Source organism: Paraburkholderia sediminicola, from assembly GCF_046027825.1.
In the GTDB taxonomy this organism is placed as follows: Bacteria; Pseudomonadota; Gammaproteobacteria; order Burkholderiales; family Burkholderiaceae; genus Paraburkholderia; species Paraburkholderia sediminicola_D.
Window position 1 is genome coordinate 1 of record NZ_JAQQDU010000068.1, and the last position, 16,619, is coordinate 16,619.

13 protein-coding genes and 1 tRNA gene are annotated in these 16,619 nt (G+C 63.4%); 6 read left to right on the forward strand and 8 right to left on the reverse strand.

The genetic code is table 11. The annotated features are described in order from the left end of the window. The 4 genes from PQQ96_RS29535 to ompR all read right to left on the reverse strand — a co-directional run. Positions 1 to 742 (reverse strand): transposase (locus tag PQQ96_RS29535; RefSeq protein WP_408299180.1); only part of this gene is annotated, 742 nt, incomplete at its 3' end. A gap of 298 nt (positions 743 to 1,040) precedes the next feature. Next, positions 1,041 to 1,589: a peroxiredoxin gene (locus PQQ96_RS29540; RefSeq protein WP_408299182.1), complete on the reverse strand. Its 549-nt coding sequence runs from the start codon at positions 1,587 to 1,589 to the stop codon at positions 1,041 to 1,043. Between the two features lie 191 nt (positions 1,590 to 1,780). After that, complete coding sequence (locus PQQ96_RS29545; RefSeq protein WP_408299184.1) at positions 1,781 to 3,130, reverse strand: ATP-binding protein; 1,350 nt, start codon at positions 3,128 to 3,130, stop codon at positions 1,781 to 1,783. Between the two features lie 44 nt (positions 3,131 to 3,174). After that, on the reverse strand, positions 3,175 to 3,909 hold the full coding sequence (gene ompR / locus PQQ96_RS29550; protein WP_006048917.1) for an osmolarity response regulator transcription factor OmpR: 735 nt from the start codon (positions 3,907 to 3,909) through the stop codon (positions 3,175 to 3,177). Between the two features lie 229 nt (positions 3,910 to 4,138). On the opposite strand from ompR, the gene PQQ96_RS29555 reads away from it, so the two are divergent. From PQQ96_RS29555 to PQQ96_RS29565, 3 genes are all read left to right on the forward strand, one after another. Further along, a complete protein-coding gene (locus tag PQQ96_RS29555; RefSeq protein WP_408299186.1) occupies positions 4,139 to 4,471 on the forward strand; it encodes a hypothetical protein in 333 nt (110 codons plus the stop codon). A gap of 170 nt (positions 4,472 to 4,641) precedes the next feature. Beyond that, a complete protein-coding gene (locus tag PQQ96_RS29560; protein WP_408299188.1) occupies positions 4,642 to 6,279 on the forward strand; it encodes a DUF1800 domain-containing protein in 1,638 nt (545 codons plus the stop codon). 119 nt (positions 6,280 to 6,398) lie between these two features. Beyond that, positions 6,399 to 7,616 carry a DUF1501 domain-containing protein gene (locus tag PQQ96_RS29565; protein WP_408299190.1) on the forward strand — a complete coding sequence of 406 codons (1,218 nt, stop codon included), beginning with the start codon at positions 6,399 to 6,401 and terminating at the stop codon, positions 7,614 to 7,616. 53 nt (positions 7,617 to 7,669) lie between these two features. On the opposite strand, the gene PQQ96_RS29570 is transcribed toward PQQ96_RS29565, so the two are convergent. Next, positions 7,670 to 8,494: a squalene/phytoene synthase family protein gene (locus PQQ96_RS29570; RefSeq protein ID WP_408299192.1), complete on the reverse strand. Its 825-nt coding sequence runs from the start codon at positions 8,492 to 8,494 to the stop codon at positions 7,670 to 7,672. 218 nt (positions 8,495 to 8,712) lie between these two features. Between PQQ96_RS29570 and PQQ96_RS29575 the strand changes: the two genes are divergently transcribed. Continuing rightward, a tRNA-Leu gene (locus PQQ96_RS29575) sits at positions 8,713 to 8,799 on the forward strand. A 95-nt stretch (positions 8,800 to 8,894) separates the two neighbouring features. On the opposite strand, the gene PQQ96_RS29580 is transcribed toward PQQ96_RS29575, so the two are convergent. Beyond that, positions 8,895 to 9,188 (reverse strand): hypothetical protein, encoded by a 294-nt coding sequence (locus PQQ96_RS29580; protein WP_169488731.1) that lies wholly within the window; start codon positions 9,186 to 9,188, stop codon positions 8,895 to 8,897. A 649-nt stretch (positions 9,189 to 9,837) separates the two neighbouring features. Between PQQ96_RS29580 and PQQ96_RS29585 the strand changes: the two genes are divergently transcribed. Both PQQ96_RS29585 and PQQ96_RS29590 read left to right on the forward strand, forming a co-directional pair. Beyond that, the gene (locus PQQ96_RS29585) at positions 9,838 to 12,876 is read left to right on the forward strand and encodes a DUF2339 domain-containing protein (protein WP_408299194.1); all 3,039 of its coding nucleotides are present in this window, start codon (positions 9,838 to 9,840) and stop codon (positions 12,874 to 12,876) included. Further along, a complete protein-coding gene (locus PQQ96_RS29590) occupies positions 12,873 to 14,399 on the forward strand; it encodes a DUF3999 domain-containing protein (RefSeq protein WP_408299196.1) in 1,527 nt (508 codons plus the stop codon). The genes PQQ96_RS29585 and PQQ96_RS29590 overlap by 4 nt, the downstream gene beginning before the upstream one ends. Positions 14,400 to 14,528: 129 nt before the next feature. On the opposite strand, the gene PQQ96_RS29595 is transcribed toward PQQ96_RS29590, so the two are convergent. Both PQQ96_RS29595 and PQQ96_RS29600 read right to left on the reverse strand, forming a co-directional pair. Next, positions 14,529 to 14,981, reverse strand: a complete 453-nt coding sequence (locus tag PQQ96_RS29595) for a MarR family winged helix-turn-helix transcriptional regulator (protein WP_408299198.1) — start codon at positions 14,979 to 14,981, stop codon at positions 14,529 to 14,531. Between the two features lie 63 nt (positions 14,982 to 15,044). Beyond that, entirely contained in the window at positions 15,045 to 16,190 is a 1,146-nt protein-coding gene (locus PQQ96_RS29600; protein WP_408299200.1) for a glycerate kinase, read from the reverse strand. Between the last annotated feature and the right edge of the window lie 429 nt (positions 16,191 to 16,619).

A 16,619-nucleotide genomic window follows, 5' to 3' on the forward strand; every position in this document is an offset into this window, starting at 1 on the left:
AGCGGCGATGATAGAGCTCGCCGAAAGTAGCCGCCTGATAGCGCTCGCCGTCCAGCAGCGAGCTCATCAGTACACGCACCCGCCCGCTGGGTGTGACATCCCGGATCAGGCGCACGGTGGTGGGCAGGCGCTCCAGTTCATAGTCGCGGGCATCCCGTTCGTTAGGCGCGGGCAGCGTTACGACGCGTTCGGCCTCGCCACTGCGCGCAAATGCGCTCACACATGTCCAGCCACGGGTATCCACGCGCCGACAGAAGTCGATCTCGCGCTGCACCAGCGCGGCCACCATCATATTGCCGATATAACCGCGATCAAGCAGCAGCAGATCGGTCCGGGGCTGCAGCACATCGAGCGCTTCGAACAGCATCTGCCGCTCGGCGCCGTCGGCGGGATGAAGCGCGGCGTGCAAGGTCAGCTCGGGCCCCGGCAGGAACAGGGCAAATGCATAGTGATCGGCGCGCAGGTCATGGCCCTGGCGAGTCCCCACCCGAAGCCGGCTGCCGTCGGCGGCGACCGGCCTCAGGCCGTTCCAGCGCATCGAGTCGATGCGTGCCTGAGCGAGCTCAATCAGACGCGCACGAGCCAGCTCGAACACCTCGGCCGACAGCCCCCGGCGCGCCTTGCTGAAGGCTTGCGCACTGACCGCACGGGTGCGCCCGCCGCGCCCGCCCAGCTCGCCAAACAAACCATCGAGTTCGGCCTGCACGCCCGCGCACATGCCCGACATCATCAGCGCGGCCATGCGCGGCAATGTCAGTGTGCGATTGCGGGTGAAAGCGGTGGGAGAGCGGCGCACGCGTTCAGCGAGCGCTGGATCGAACAGGAAATCGGAGAACTCAGCCAGGAGTTGGGAAGACGCTGGTATTTGAGTTCATATCGTTGATTTATCAGTGAGTTATGCGATGAAGTTTACAGGGGCAATGTCTCGTTTACAAGCTCTTTGGGGCTTAAGTTGAGAGCATCGCCCCGCACAGGGGCAACACTAATAAACTAATAAGAATTCAAGGAAAGGCCAAAAAGTCAGATCAAGAATACACAGCTTATAGCGTTGCGCCACCAACCGCCCGATTGCAAGGACACTCTTCATACGTTTGCAGAGCATCAAGAAGCCGTAGCACTTCCTCCGGGTTACGCCCGACGTTCAGGTTGTTCACCGAAACGTGTTGAATCGTATTGTCCGGATCGACAATGAACGTTGCCCGCAACGCCACGCCCGCTTCCTTGTCGCGTACACCAAGCTGGTCGATCAACTCGCCCTTCACGTCGCCGAACGAATAGTGGTTCAGCTTGTTCAGATCCTTGTGCTCGCGGCGCCATGCCAGTTTGACGAATTCGTTGTCCACGCTGCCGCCAAGCAGCACCGCATCGCGCTCTTCGAAATCCTTGGCCAGCTTGCCGAATTCGATAATTTCCGTCGGGCACACGAATGTGAAATCCTTCGGGTAGAAATAGATAACCTTCCACTTGCCGGGAAACGATTGTTCGGTTATCTCTTCGAACGCCGATACGCCGTTTTCTTCATAATGGTTGAAACCGGGCTTGGCTGCAGTAACGGTGAACGCTTCGAGTTTATCGCCGACGGTTTTCATGCGAATGCTCCTTCGTGTGATGGAAAAACAGCCTGTTGAGGCCCGACGCTATCAGCCCGTCGCAACGAGTACCTTGCACTTTTTGCCTTGATGCTATGACGTCATCTGTTCGATAGTTTTTGTAATATTCTGAGTGGCCACGATTTAACCGCGCGGTCGACAGTCGCATGGGCGGCGCAAGGCCCTTGCGATCAGGCGCCTTTTGCTAGCGGAAACTCGATCGTGACCTCGAGCCCCGGGCCTGGCGTGCGATTGCGCAGGCGCAGCGCGCCGCGATACCGGCCTACCAGTCGCTGCACAATGGCCATGCCAAGACCCGTGCCGTTCGCCTGGGTGCGCGCCGAATTCACACGATAGAACGGGCGTGTGACAAGCGCCAGTTGATCTTCGGGAATGCCTGGCCCTTCATCGACCACCGATAACTCGACCCGCGAGTGCGATACCCGCGTTTCCAGAATCACGTGCGGTATGCCATCGCCGTCACTCAGACCGTACTTGCGCGCGTTCTCCAGCAGATTGCCAACCACGCGCCGCATGTCGGTCGCATCCGCCTCGATCACCGCCGATGGCGCGAGGCGCGTGATCAGCCGCATGCTGTCTTCGCTTTGCATCCGCGCGGCAAGCTCGCCGGCGATCACGGAAAGGTCGACAGGCTCCGGCACGCGCTGCACCGGACGGGCGTAATCGAGAAACCGGCCGATGATCATGTCCATCTGCTCGATGTCGTCGACCATCGCATCCTTGGTCGCCTGGTCGGACGGGCTCATCTCGGTTTCGAGCCGCAGCCGCGCAAGCGGCGTGCGCAGATCGTGCGAGATACCCGCGAGCATGAGCGCGCGGTCGGCCTCGAGCTGTTCGAGGTCCTGCACCATCTGGTTGAAACTGCGATTGGTCTCGGCGGCCACGCCCATGCCGCGCTCGGGCAAAGGCTCCGGCGACTGGCCCGAACCGACCTTGCGCGCGGCCATGGCGAGCCGGGCGAACGGACGGTTCACAAGACTCGTGATGAATGCCGCGCCGAACAGTGATAGCGCCAGCGCGAACACGCCCCAGCCGGCCCACTGCAAGCCTGTCGCGTTGTCCAGTTGGTCGCGGTCGAGCGCCACCCAGTAATCGTCGTCGTCGATCTTGAAGCTGATCCACACGCCGGGGATGTCGTTGACGCTCTGTGCAATGACCGTGTCGTCGCCGAGGCGGCCGCGAATGTCGTGTTCGATCAGCCGGTTCAGCGACTCGTCGGGCTGAAGTTTGTACTTGTCGGTGGTTTCGCGCGGGTACACGCGCACCCCTTCATTGCTCTCCAGATCCTGCAGCAGCGCGCGTCGCAGGTCGGGATCGGAATAGAGGAGTGCGGTGCGCGTGAGCTTGACGATAGCGACCAGTTGCAAAGCCACGCGCTGTGCGCGCGGCTCACGTTCGATCACCCGAAAGCTCTGAAACCACGCGGCGAGACTGACTGCGATCAACAAAGCGATCAACAGAAAGGTCCGCCAGAAAAGGCCGCCGAACGCGAGCGTCAGGAGGCGCCGGTCGATCCGCATGGGCCCTTCTTATTTGAAATCAAAAACGAGAGGTGAGAGCAAACTCAGGCTGCACCGTCAGGAATGAACACGTAGCCAAGACCCCAGACGGTTTGAATGAAGCGCGGGCTGCCCGGATCAGGTTCGATCAGCTTGCGCAGACGCGAAATCTGCACGTCGAGGCTGCGGTCGAACACTTCATATTCACGGCCGCGGGCAAGCTCCATCAGCTTTTCACGCGACAGCGGCTGACGCGGGTGGCGCGCAAATACCTTCAGCACCGAGAACTCACCCGTGGTCAGCGGAATTTCCTGGCCGGCCTTGGTGAGCGTGCGGGTGGCGAGATTCAGCGCGAACTCGCCGAACTCGAACACTTCCGTGGTTTCGGACGGCGCGCCCGGCAACTCCGACGGCGACTGGCGGCGCAGCACCGCGTGGATCCGCGCGACCAGTTCGCGCGGGTTAAACGGCTTGGGCAGATAGTCGTCTGCGCCCATTTCGAGGCCGACGATACGATCGACGTCTTCACCCTTGGCCGTCAGCATGATGATCGGCGTGCGGTCGTTGCTGCCGCGCAAGCGGCGGCAGATCGACAGGCCGTCCTCACCGGGCAGCATCAGATCGAGCACCAGCAAGTCGAAGCGCTCACGCACCCAGAGCTTGTTCATGGACGGCGCGTTCTCGGCAACGTAGACATTGAAGCCCTGTTCACCGAGGTAGCGGCGCAGCAGATCGCGCAGGCGCGGATCGTCGTCGACGACGAGGATTTTCGAAGGGTTTTTGGTTTCCATGGTCGGCATCTTAGCGCGATTAGAAAGTAGCGCGCGGTTGCATCATTTATCGGGTTACAGTCAGTTACAAAATTTACCCGCACTGTGGCACGACGTAAAGCATGCGCAGGTAGACTCCTTTACTGAATGCGGCTGTTCGGTGGATACTTCACTCGACTAAAACTCTCGCACCCGGCTCGCTACCGGGGTTTGTATACGCATTTGAGGTAGCCGGTTGCCGCGCCACGAAGGGAACAACATGAAGGGAGGGGTTTGGCCGAATGTGCGCCTAAGCGTAATTGCACTGGCGATAGCCGGGACGCTTGCAGGCACACTAGGACCAACGCTCGCCCACGCCCAGCCTTCGGCCGACAGAGCTGCGAGCGAACGCGCGCCGAGACCGCCTAACTCCAAAGCGAATCGCCGCAACCCCAACGTCAACAACGACCGCCCTGCATCAGACGTGATGTTGCGCACCGCAGTTCCCCCCGACCTTGATCAACGTCGTCGTGATGGTCACATGACGCCCGACGAACGGCGTCTGTTACGGCAGCACATCGAAGACGCTGTCCGCGAACTCTATAAACGCTAGCTATTTCCGTGCCCGCTCTGGGCACGCCGGTCGCGCCTTCCCCGTGCGCGAAAGATTTCGTTGCACTTTCCCCGTCAACTTTGCTGCTCCGTTTGCCGTTGAGTCGCCAGAGCACAGCGCGTTTTGCCTGCGCGAATGCCTTTCCGTGACGCCCCGCAACCGGACAATCGATGATGAAATTGCTGACAGGCGGTAATCGTGGGCGATGGCTTGCAGTCACAGCCACTGCGCTCGCGGCCGTGACGTGGTGTGCGGCGGCATCGGCCGAGCAGCAAGGCGCCTCCAACGCGCCTCCCCACACCAGGCATCGCGCGCCGGCTGCCGCGTCTGCAGTTTCCCCGGCCGAGCAGGACATCCTCGACGCCGATGACGCGCGCTTCTTCCTGACGCGCGTCGGCTTTGCGCCCGATAGCAGCGAGGTCACGCAATACGTTGGACTCACGCGCGAGCAGGCGGTCGACAAGGTGCTGGCAACCGCCCGAACCGAAGCCGTCACGCCGCTGCCGGAGTGGGTACTCGAACCGATCCCGACACGCGACATCCGCAAGACGTGGACGGACGATCAACGCCGCGATGAGCAGCGACTGCGCGGCCAGCGTTACGAACTATTACGTGCCTGGTGGGTGCGCGAGATGTTGAGCACGCCGTCGCCGCTGACCGAGCGCATGACGCTCTTCTGGCACAACCATTTCACGTCAGGCCAGGACAAGGTCCAGTATCCGCAGCAGATGGCGCAACAGAACATGCTGTTGCGGCGTGACGCGCTCGGCAACTTCGGCGAGCTGTTGCACGACGTCGCGAAAGACCCGGCGATGCTGCAATACCTCGACGGCGCGAGCAACCGCAAGGGCAAGCCCAATGAAAACTTCGCGCGTGAAGTGATGGAGCTGTTCACGCTCGGCGAAGGGCACTACACGCAGCGCGACGTATCGGAAGCAGCGCGTGCCTACACGGGGTGGAGCCTCGATCCCGACACGCAGGCGTACGTGTGGCGTGCCAACCAGCACGACGACGGCGACAAGACCGTGCTCGGTCAAACCGGCCCGTTCGACGGCGATCAGGTGCTCGACATCCTGCTGGCACGACCGGAAACCGCGACCTTCGTCACGACCAAGCTATGGCGCGAGTTCGTCTCCGACACCCCGGACCCCGCTCGCATCGCGCCGATCGCCGCGCAGTTCCGCACGAGTCACTACGATATCAAGGTCGCGCTGCGCGCCCTCTTCATGAGCGACGCGTTCTGGGACGACGGCGATCGCGGTGTCCTGGTGAAATCGCCGGCTGAATTCGTGGTCGGGACACTGCGCACGTTCGACATCGGCTACGACAACACGGCGCCGTTCGCCGCGCAGATCCGCACGCTCGGCGAGAACCTGTTCTACCCGCCGAACGTCAAAGGATGGCCGGGCGGCACAATCTGGATCAATAGTTCGACACTGCTTGCACGTAAGCAATTCGTCGAGCAACTGTTTCGCGCGACTGAAACCGCCGGTCCGCGGCGCATGAACAATCCGATGAGTACGAAGAGCGCGGCGAGCGGCGCACCCGGCAATATGCAGGCGATGCCGCCGATGCAGCGCGCGACCGCGCGTGTCGGCCAGACCGGCCAAGGTGGCGTACGCTTTGATATCGACACATGGCTTGCGCATTACAACACCGCGCCGACGGCAAAGCCGGGGCTCTCGGCGGAGCTTCAGTTGCAGCACGCGGTCCTGCCGCTCACCCCGGTCGACGCGATCGAAACCGATTCGACCGCCAGCGCTTATCTGGAGGCGTTGCTGATGGATCCGGCTTATCAGCTGAAGTGAGCAACTGGGACAGGCGGCGGAATTGAGCCGCTCAACCGTTTAACCCAGATCAGCAGCGCAAATAAATGGTCCGCCGACAGCGGCAAGCCGCAGGCCATGACAATCGAACGAGGTGCAGGATGAAACGACGCAGCTTTCTCTCGATGGGCGCCGCCGCCGGCGCGACGCTCTGGTTGCCACGCGCGTTCGGCGCGCAGGCGGCAGCCCAGGGCGGGCCAATGAGTCGCGGCTACGGCAACCTGCTGATTCTCGTCGAACTGAAGGGCGGTAACGACGGTTTGAACACCGTGATTCCGTTTGCCGATCCTGCTTACTATCAGCTGCGCAAAAACATCGGCATCAAACGCGAGCAGGCGATTCAACTCGACGAGCGTACCGCGCTGCATCCGTCGTTGCAGCCGCTGATGCCGCTTTGGCAAAGCCAGCAATTGGCGATCGTGCAGGGCGTCAGCTACGCGCAACCGAACCTGTCGCATTTCCGCTCGATCGAGATCTGGGACACCGCGTCGCGTTCGGATCAATATCTGCGCGAGGGCTGGCTCACGCGTGCATTCGCGCAGGCGCCGGTGCCCGCTGGTTTTGTCGCTGACGGCGTGGTGATCGGCAGCGCCGAAATGGGACCGCTCGCCAACGGCGCACGCGCGATCGCGTTGGTCAACCCGGTGCAGTTCGTCAAGGCTTCGCATCTTGCTGCGCCGGTGTCGCTGCACGAGCGTAATCCGGAGCTGGCGCACATTCTCGACGTCGAGAACGACATTGTGAAAGCCGCCGACCGCCTGCGTCCCACACAAGCTCAGGCGCAATTGAAGACCGCGTTCCCCGGCGGCGCGTTTGGCAGCTCGATCAAGACGGCGATGCAGGTGCTCGCCGCGGGGGATACGGCGCAAGGACAGCCAAAGAGCGGGCAGGGCGTCGCGGTGATCCGTTTGACGCTGAACGGTTTCGATACGCATCAGAACCAGCCTGGTCAGCAGGCGGCGCTGCTCAAGCAACTGGCCGAAGGGTTTGCGTCGATGAAGTCGGCGCTGGTGGAACTCGGCCGCTGGGACGAGGCGCTGGTGATGACCTATGCCGAGTTCGGCCGGCGTCCGCGTGAGAATCAGAGCAACGGCACCGACCACGGCACCGTCGCGCCGCATTTCGTGATGGGTGGGCGAGTGCGGGGTGGCTTGTACGGTGTGCCGCCGGTGCTCGCGCGGCTCGACGGCAATGGCAACTTGCCGGTTGGCGTCGATTTCCAACAACTCTACGCAACCGTGCTTGGGCCCTGGTGGGGGCTCGACGCATCCGCGATCCTGCAGCAGCGGTTCGAGCCGCTGCCGTTACTACGCGTCTGATAATGAGTGGAGCTTGCTCCTTGGCATGAGGTGGCGGCCGTGGCGTCGCGCGCTTATCTGGCGCGCCACGCGATCCAGAGTTTGCGGATCGGCGTCAACGCGATGCGCTGATGCAGCACGTGATAGCCGTCACGCTCGATTTCATCCAGCAGCGCCAAGGCCAGTGCCGCCTGCGCGATCAGCGTGCGCTGCGAGCGGCGCTCATGCGCGGGTAGGGCGGCAAGCGCTGCATGCAACGCATCGCGGGCCCGCTTGGTCTCGAAGCGCATCAGCTCGGTAAACGCATCGGAATATTTCCGATTGATCAGGTCCGAAGCGGTGACGTTAAAGCGCTGCATTTCGTCGATCGGAATATAGATGCGGCCGTGACGCGCATCATTGCCGGTTTCGACGACGAACTGCGCAAGCTGCAGCGCCTCACCGAGCGGCGCCGACCAGCTTGACGCCTGTGCGCCGTCTTTCGCCGTAGCACGCGCGATCAGCGACGCGAAGGTGCCGCCGACGCCTTGCACATAGCGCCGCAGATTCGGGTAGTCGAGGTAGCGCGCCTGGTCGAGGTCCATTTCGAAACCGGCGAGCAACGCTTGCAATTCCGGATACGCAGCCTGCACATCGGGCAGATAGGCCGCCAGCGCTTTTGAAACCGGATGCGACGGCGAGCCCGAAGCCAGCGCGGCGAGTTCGTTTTGCCACCACGCGAGTTTGGTGCGGCCGATGGCCGGATCGCTGGTTTCTTTAACGGTTTCCTCGAACTCGCGGCGCAGCGCGAAGAGCGCGGTCAGGACCGGTTGGCTTGCCGCGGGCGCCTGCCGAAGTGCATAGTAAGTGCTCGAGCCGGGCGGGGCCGCTTTCTGCTGGCAGTATTCGTCGAAATTCACAGGATTGGAATGTGGGAAAGGGCAGGCGAAGAGGAGCGCGGTGCGCGCGTTTAGCCAAAAATTGTAGCATCGACGCCCCTCGGGTCGATGCGTGAGCAAATGCAGACAAGCGCGAATCAATCGGTTAGAATCTCGCGCTTACGCTTTCGGACGCGGGTTTTTAACGCGATCGTGAGCAGGCAGGACATCGGGCAAGAGGCATTGAAGCTTGTCCGGCTGCGAGGGTGGCGAAATTGGTAGACGCACCAGGTTTAGGTCCTGACGCCCGCAAGGGTGTAGGGGTTCGAGTCCCCTCCCTCGCACCATTCGTATGTCGCAGAGAACCCCGTTAAGTCTTCGGACTGACGGGGTTTTTTGTTTTTCGCGTGACTTGCGCCGGGCCGTGCGTGCCCGGCAGCGCTCAGGCGTCCGGCGCGGGCGATTGCTGTTCGGCTTGTGTGCCTGGCAATTCGGCTTGTGCGGCGCCTTCGAGAAAGCGGCGGGTCGATTCGAACGCCTGAAGCATCGGATCGGGCCACGGCGTTTGCAACATGACCGCCTGGTGGTTTTCGAACGCCGACGACAACAGCTTTACCAGTTCAGGCGAGCGCAGATGACGCAGCAGCACACTGACGGCGATCGCCGTTGCCTGGCTCGCGCCGGCGGTTTGAAGTTCTGATGCGGTGAGGGCCGCTACCTGTTTGTTGATGTCCACTGAAACGTCCCTGGATGAAATGTGGGTGATCGAAGGCCTGTTGGCCGAGCCCGAATTTTGACATGGTTGGCGGGTTGCCGCGAACGCAGGGGTCTGGCCGGGCCTGCTATGCTCGAAGCGAGGCGATCGGCTTTAGCGCAGTTAATCTATTAAACGATATGCAGTTGGTGTAGCTGAGCGTCGCCGCTGGATTTGTCCAGCCAATCGGGTGTTCATCAAGCTGTGCCCGAAATTACGTGGTATCCGTTGCGATGCATGGTATGCGTGGATTGTTAATCCGGACGCTGGGCATATTGGAGGCGTGGAGTTAGAAATGGCTGCTTGGGTCCGCTTTGGCCGGGTTGTGGCGCGCACGTGTTCGAACCATACTGGTCGGTGCGTCCGCGCGAACGCGCTCGCGCTCATCGTCGGCAGCACACTGATTAATCCTGTGAAAATAAGCCGTGTAAAGTCAGAAAAAATCGATATGCATCGACGAATAAACATCACCATTCTGCTTCGCTCGCACAAGGGTTCAAAAGCGTGGTTCAAAACTCGACTTACATGGTATTCTGCGCGCCGATTTTTGCCGTATTGCTGATGCAATAGTCTCGGATTAACCCGTGCGGCAAACGGATCTCGCAGCTGAAGACAATAAAAGAGAGGCCCGATGAGCGTGATACTTGCCGTGATCGGCGCGGTGATCGGGATAGTGACCGCCATGTCGAACGATTTTCCGATCGCTTTCGGTGCCTTGATGGGTGGGGTGGCCGGCGTTGCGCTCGCCCGTCTGCTGCACAAGAAGTCCCCACGCGTCGCGAATGAACCCGCACCCAAACCGGCGGCGTTCGACAACTTGAACCAACCAGCCGGCAGCCCTTCAGGCGAACTGGCCGCGCGCGTCGAACGACTCGAGCGCGAAATCGTCGTGCTGCGCGGTGAGATTCGAGAATTGCGGGCCAGCGTCACCGGTGCATCGGCGAGCGGGAGCGTGGATGGCGAGCCGGCGACGTCCAAACTGCGTCCAGGCGATGTCGCGCCGCATCCGTACGCGATACCGCCCGCTGCGGAACAGATGCCGCACCGCGAGTCTGAGGCAACGTCGGCGCAGCCGGCAGCCGTGCGCTCGACGTTGAGCGCCAACGCGGTCACGCCGTCGGCGTCGGGCGAATCGCCTGCATCCGGTGGGCCGGCCGCACTGAATCCTCTGAATGTTTCGCCACACAACCCGGCGTCGTCGTCGCCGTCCGCTGATTCATCGCTGCCGCTATCGCTTTCCACTGAACCGCCGCTGCCCGCGCAACGGCCGTCCGCGCCACGGTCGCCGCCCGTACCGCCGCGTGGTCCCGGTCTCGCCGAACGCCTCATCAAAAGCGGTCGCGACTGGCTATTCGGTGGCAACACGGTCGTGCGGGTCGGCATCATCGTGCTGTTCTTCGGCATTGCGTTCCTGCTCAAATACGCGGCGGACAACAGCGTGCTGCCGATCGAATTCCGCCTCGCCGGCGTTGCGCTTGCCGCGACCGCCTTGCTCGGGCTCGGCTGGCGCATCGGTGGGCGCCGCGGCGCGTACGGGCTGATCTTGCAGGGCGGCGGCGTCGGTGCGCTCTATCTGACGGTGTTCGCCGCAACGAAGCTCTACCATTTGCTGCCGGCGGGCGCGGCCTTGCCGCTGATGATCGCGATCTGCGGCTTGAGCGCGTTTCTGGCGGTGCGGCAGAGCGCGTCGTCACTGGCCTTCATGGGCAGCGCGGGCGGCTTTCTCGCGCCGCTCCTCCTGTCGACGGGCGGCGGCAGTCACGTAATCCTGTTCAGCTACTACGCGTTGCTCAACGCAGGCATTTCCGCGATTGCCTGGTTCAAGGCGTGGCGGCCGCTGAATCTGCTTGGCTTTGTGTTCACGTTCTCGATCGGCGCAGTGTGGGGCGTGACGGCTTACCGGCCGGAGTTGCTTGCCAGCACCGAGCCGTTCCTGGTTCTGTTTTTCCTGATGTATGTCGGCATCGCGTTGCTCTACGCGGTGCGCCGCGAGGTCGCGCTTAAGCATTACGTCGACGGCACGCTGGTATTCGGCACGCCGCTTGTCGCGATCGGTCTGCAAGCTGCGCTGATGAGGGGCACCGAATTCGGTCTGGCGTGGAGCGCGGTGGCGCTGGCCGCGTTCTACCTCGCGATCGCGGGCTGGCTGGCGCGGCGGCGCGTGCGCCTCAATATGATGTTCGAGGCCATGCTCGCGTTGGCCGTGATCTTCGCCACGCTCGCCGTGCCGCTCGCTTTCACCGGACCGACCACGAGCGCGACCTGGGCAATCGAAGGCGCCGCGATCATGTGGCTTGCCGTGCGTCAGCGGCGCCTGACCGCATTCGCTTTTGGTTTGCTGATGCAACTGGCCGCAGCGGGCGCGTATGTCGTCGGCACGTTCGCACAGATCGACGGCGCGCATGCGTGGCCGGTCCTGAACGGCGCGTACATCGCGACCGTGCTGATCGCGGTTGGGGGTATCTTCACCGGATGGCGGTTGCATGGACGCAGCGAAGCGGGCGCGTGGCACGCGTGGATGCCGCAGATCGGCCTCGTGGCTGGCGTATGGGGACTGTTGTGGTGGGCCATCGGTGGCCTCCACGAAATCCATGCGTACGCTCTGGCTCATCTTGCGTACGATCGCGATCGTTTCGAGACTGCCGCTGACGCACTGTTCGCTGTTCTCACTGCGTGGCTCGCTCACGGCGCACACCGCAAGCTGCGTTGGCCGCTCGCCGAACTGCCGGCCCTGGCGCTCGTACCGGTGCTCGCTCTGCTGACGCTGAGTCTGTTCATGTTGAGCATGGCGCCGGTCAGCGGTTACGGTTGGCTGGTTTGCGCGGTCGTCGCGGTGTCGGCCTACTTGCTGCTGTGGCGTCAGCAGCGCGAAGTCGGCGATCGCGTGCTCGCGCCACTGCATACGCTGATGTTCTGGACGGCCGGCGCGCTCGTTGCGCTCGAAGGCTATTGGAGCTTGCGCGCCTACGTGCCGGAAGGCGCATGGAGTTGGAGCGCGTGGGCCTATGGCTTCGGCGTTCTGCTGCTGTTGGTGGCCGGCGTCGGGCATCGTTTGCGCTGGCCGGTCGCGCGCTTCGTCGTGGCCTATCAGGTGTGGGCCGCGGCGCCGCTCGCCGCCTTGCTGTGGCTGTGGGGCATCGCGAGTGTGACGAGCGACGGCAGTGCCGCGCCGCTCTTCTGGCTGCCGATCGCGAATCCGCTGGATGTGGCGCAGATCCTCGCGTTCATCGCCTGCGCCGTGTGGTTGCGGCGTCTTCGCGCACTGGGCGTGTACTGGCATCCGCGGGCTTTCGACTACGCGGTGCTCGCCACGTTGTTCCTGTGGTTCAACGCACTGTTGCTGCGTACGCTGCATCATTGGATTGGCGTACCGTATCAGCTTGATGAGATGTCACACTCGATGCTTGTGCAGGCTTCAGTATCGGTATTCTGGACGGTCTGCGCGCTGGCTATGATGATCTGGGCGACCCGGCGGGCCCGCCGGCTATTCTGGTTCATCGGCGGCGGACTGCTGGCGGCGACCGTCGTCAAACTGTTCCTGTTCGACCTGTCGCACGTGACGGGTATCGAGCGGATCGTGTCGTTCATCGGTATCGGGCTGATGCTGCTGCTGATCGGCTACTTCTCGCCGTTGCCGCCCAAGGTGGCGGTTCTGGAAACTGAGCCATGAAGCGTGTCTTGATAGTGACGGGGTGGTGTCTTGCGATCTCGTCGGTGTGGGTGTCGACGGTGGCGGTCGCGGCCGATCGGTTTGCGCAGCGCTTTGCGCTCGAACTCGAAAGCGGCGCCGCTTATTACAGCGTGACGCTTCCGGCTGCCGTCTACGCCGCCAGCGAGCGCAGCGATCTCGGCGACGTGCGCGTGTTCAATGGCGCCGGCGAACCCGTGCCGTATTCGCTCGACACGCCCCGTGAGCCTTCCCGCGCGCCGTCCACGTTGCGTCCGGTGCGCTGGTTCCCCATGCCGCCCCCTGCGCCCGGTGGCACCGGCGCGCCACTCGGCATAACGATTGCCGCCGATGGGTCGCTGCGCGCGACTGCGGCCCCGCCGGGCCGCGCGGAAGATGACGCCGACCTGATCGATGTCGCGCGCGAGGCGCGGGCGGGGGCTCGGGTAGAGGCATTGGTCGTCCACGTGCGTGACGACAACTACCAGGGGCGTGTCAACGTCGAATCGAGTGACGATTTGCGCAACTGGCAACCCGCCGGCGAGGCGCAACTGCTCAAGGTCAGCTATAACGGCAGCACGCTGAGCCAGGACCGCATCGATCTCAACGGCATGCGCGCGCGTTACCTGCGTTTGCGCTGGCTCGACGGCGCGCCGTACATCGAGTCGATCGACGCTCAGGTGCAGGCGGCCAGCGCCGATCATGCGCAACGTGCGGATAACCAGCGGCAATGGCGTGAAGGCATCGTTGCCCGTGCGGGGCCGAAACCCGGCGAGTATTTCTTCGAGACCGGCGGGCCTTATCCCGTCGATCGTTTGCGCCTGAATCTGCCGCAGCCGAATACCGTGGCGCCCGCTGTCGTCTACTCGCGTGCGGGACTCGAGGCGCCCTGGAGAGAAGTATCGAGCGCGACGCTGTTTCGGCTGCACAACGGCACGGTGGAGCAAAGCAATCCATCGCTTGAAATGGCGGCCGACACGGACCGTCAGTGGCGCGTGGTGGTCGACACGCGTAATGGTGGTTTGGGAAGCGGCACGTTGACCGTCGCCGCGGGTTGGCGTCCGGCGACACTCACTTTCGTCGCACGCGGGGCTGCGCCCTTTACGCTGGCGGTGGGGAGTGCGGCCGCGGTGTCGTCGGCGGTAAGCCGGGCGGATCTGCTGGTGGGCGCTTCGTCGGTCGCCGTCGCGGCGCGGCTGGGCGAGGCGCTATCCGTTGAGCAGGACGCCGATACGCGGTTGTCGGGCAACGACCCCGATGCGATGCGGCGCTATATGTTGTGGGCAGCCTTGTTGCTGGCCGTCGGCTCGCTCGGCGCAATTGCCTGGCGGCTTGCGCGTGGCGCTCAGGTCCAGGCTGGCAGCAGTGCGGCTGGAGGCGCGGCCGATGGCGGCGGTGGAGCGGATGGCGTGGGCGGCGTTGATGGATTGGCCGGTGATGTGCCGGGCGGGTCAGGCGCAGCGAGTGCTACGGTGAAAGATGCAGGTTCTGCCGACGCTGACAGTCAAAGCACCGGAAAGAACTGACTTCAGCACGAGGGATTGCGCGGCAGCGAAGCGAGGAATCGCGCAGTACGGAGAGTTGCATCGCTCGGAGAAATCGCAAAGCGCCATGAAATTGCGTAGCGCGTGCGACCCGCGGCTGCGCGCCGCTGCTTACCCCTCGCGCTCCGACATCGTGTTGATGATCTTGTCGAGCGCATGGCCGAACGCGAGCTTTTCCTCTTCGTCGAGGCAGTCGAACATATCCCCGTTCCACTTACGCGCGATTGACATCACCTTGCGATAGAGCGCGCGGCCCTCCGGGGTCAGCGACACCAGCACGACGCGGCCGTCTTCGGCGCTCGGCTCGCGCTTCACCAGTCCTTGCTTGATCAACGCCTCGGCCGCACGGCTCGCCTGACTCTTGTCAAGGTTGGCGTGCCGCGCCAGTTCCATGATCGAAAACGGTCCGAACGAGCCCACCGACGCAATCACCCGCGCTTCAGGCAACGTCACGCCCAGCTTGTCCTGATAGCGCTCGCTGATGCCACGCTCGGCGAGTTTGTTCAGCACATGCAGACGATACGTGAGGAACTGCTCGAGTCCGGCTTTGGCGGAATCCTTCATGGTTTTCCCGTGATGAGTGGAGCGGTCGCGGCGCTCTGATTGTTGCCGCAACCGTCCTGCCGGTCAACGCGCGCCGTATTTCAGGCGCGTCAATTGCTCGGCCTCGTCGGCCAGCAAGCGCGCCGCGTCGCGAATCGCCACCTCGAGGGTGATCGGGCCGGGGGCCGGCGAGAAGCAGCCACTGAAGTGTTCGGCGAGGCGCGGCAGCGCTGCGGAGTCGACCGCGCCGGAGAGTAGCGTGGCCGGCACACCCGCTGCCTGTGCATGACGGCAAGCGATGAACGGTGCCTTGCCGTGCAGTGTTTGCACGTCCGAGCGGCCTTCGCCCGTGATCAGCCAGTTCGCCCCTTCAAGCGCCGCGTCCAGTCCGATCTGCCGCGCGACGGTTTCCGCGCCCGGCTCGAATTGCGCGCCCAGCATGTGCAGCGCAAAGCCGAGGCCGCCGGCCGCGCCCGCGCCGGGTAGGTCGCGTGCCGTGCGCCCGAGCGCCGCCTCGAGCAGATCGGCGAAGCGGGCGAGGGCGGCGTCGATCGGGGCAACCTGTTCCGGCTTCACGCCCTTTTGCGGACCGAACACCGCGGTCGCGCCGTGATCGCCGGTCAGTGGGTTGTCCACGTCCGACATGCCGACGAACTGCGTGTCTGCCAGGCGGGCGTCCAGTTGCGACACGTCGAGGCGCGTCACGCGAGCGAGTTGTTCGGGCGTTGCGTTGAGTTCTTTGCCTTCTCCGTCGAAAAGTTTCAGACCGAGGCCGGCCAGCAAGCCGGCGCCGCCGTCGTTCGTGCTGCTGCCGCCGAGCGCGACGAAAAAGCGCCGCACACCCGCGTCGAGCAGGGCGCGAATCGCTTCGCCCATGCCGCGCGTGCTGCGCGCTTCGACCGGCACGCCCATGCCGACCGGATCGGTAATGCCGACGATTTCCGCCGTTTCGATGATCGCGCTGCCATCAGCAAGCAGACCGGTGAGTGCCTCGCGCACCGGACCGGCCGCGCCGCGGACGCTCAGCGTGCGGCGTTCGCCGCCGCTCGTGAGCATGGCGTCGAGCGTGCCTTCGCCGCCGTCCGCCATCGGGCAGATGCGCACGCTGGCGTCGGGCCGGGCGCGCTGGATGCCGGACGCAATCGCCTGCGCGACCTGTTCCGCGCTGAGCGAACCTTTGAAGGAATCGGGAGCAATGACGACGACAGGCGAGGACGGCAAATTCGGCATGGTGTCTCTGAATGGTTAGGATCGTTGCGAGGGCGGACGATATGAAGAATGCAGGCGCAGCCCCGAGCGCGTCCGTTAGCTTATCAGCATGGGCGCGCTGACTGAATATGTCGAACGGCATAGCCGGGATCGTCCGTGACAGCGCGTGCGGCGATCGTGCGTGGGAGCACGCGCGGCAAACGCGGCGCTGTCGGCCATGCGGGGCCTTCCGACAGAAGCGGCGTCGACGAAATGAATCGTCAGACTGCGGAAAGCAATCTGGAAACTGGCCGGGGACTGGGCGCAAAGCCAGCACCAAGCGGCCACAAAGCAAGCATGAAACAGGTGAAAAACAGCGCAGAAAGCGGCCCGAACTCCGATAAAAACGCGCGCAATCATCGAATCCCGGCTAAGCGCGCAAATAGTTTGCTAAAATATTCGGCTCTTTGG

Coding starts and splice junctions, on each gene's coding strand:
- PQQ96_RS29540 (WP_408299182.1), bottom strand. CDS start 1,589: ATGAAAACCGTCGGCGATAAACTCGAAGCGTTCACCGTTACTGCAGCC.
- PQQ96_RS29545 (WP_408299184.1), bottom strand. CDS start 3,130: ATGCGGATCGACCGGCGCCTCCTGACGCTCGCGTTCGGCGGCCTTTTC.
- ompR (WP_006048917.1), bottom strand. CDS start 3,909: ATGCCGACCATGGAAACCAAAAACCCTTCGAAAATCCTCGTCGTCGAC.
- PQQ96_RS29555 (WP_408299186.1), top strand. CDS start 4,139: ATGAAGGGAGGGGTTTGGCCGAATGTGCGCCTAAGCGTAATTGCACTG.
- PQQ96_RS29560 (WP_408299188.1), top strand. CDS start 4,642: ATGATGAAATTGCTGACAGGCGGTAATCGTGGGCGATGGCTTGCAGTC.
- PQQ96_RS29565 (WP_408299190.1), top strand. CDS start 6,399: ATGAAACGACGCAGCTTTCTCTCGATGGGCGCCGCCGCCGGCGCGACG.
- PQQ96_RS29585 (WP_408299194.1), top strand. CDS start 9,838: ATGAGCGTGATACTTGCCGTGATCGGCGCGGTGATCGGGATAGTGACC.
- PQQ96_RS29590 (WP_408299196.1), top strand. CDS start 12,873: ATGAAGCGTGTCTTGATAGTGACGGGGTGGTGTCTTGCGATCTCGTCG.
- PQQ96_RS29595 (WP_408299198.1), bottom strand. CDS start 14,981: ATGAAGGATTCCGCCAAAGCCGGACTCGAGCAGTTCCTCACGTATCGT.
- PQQ96_RS29600 (WP_408299200.1), bottom strand. CDS start 16,190: ATGCCGAATTTGCCGTCCTCGCCTGTCGTCGTCATTGCTCCCGATTCC.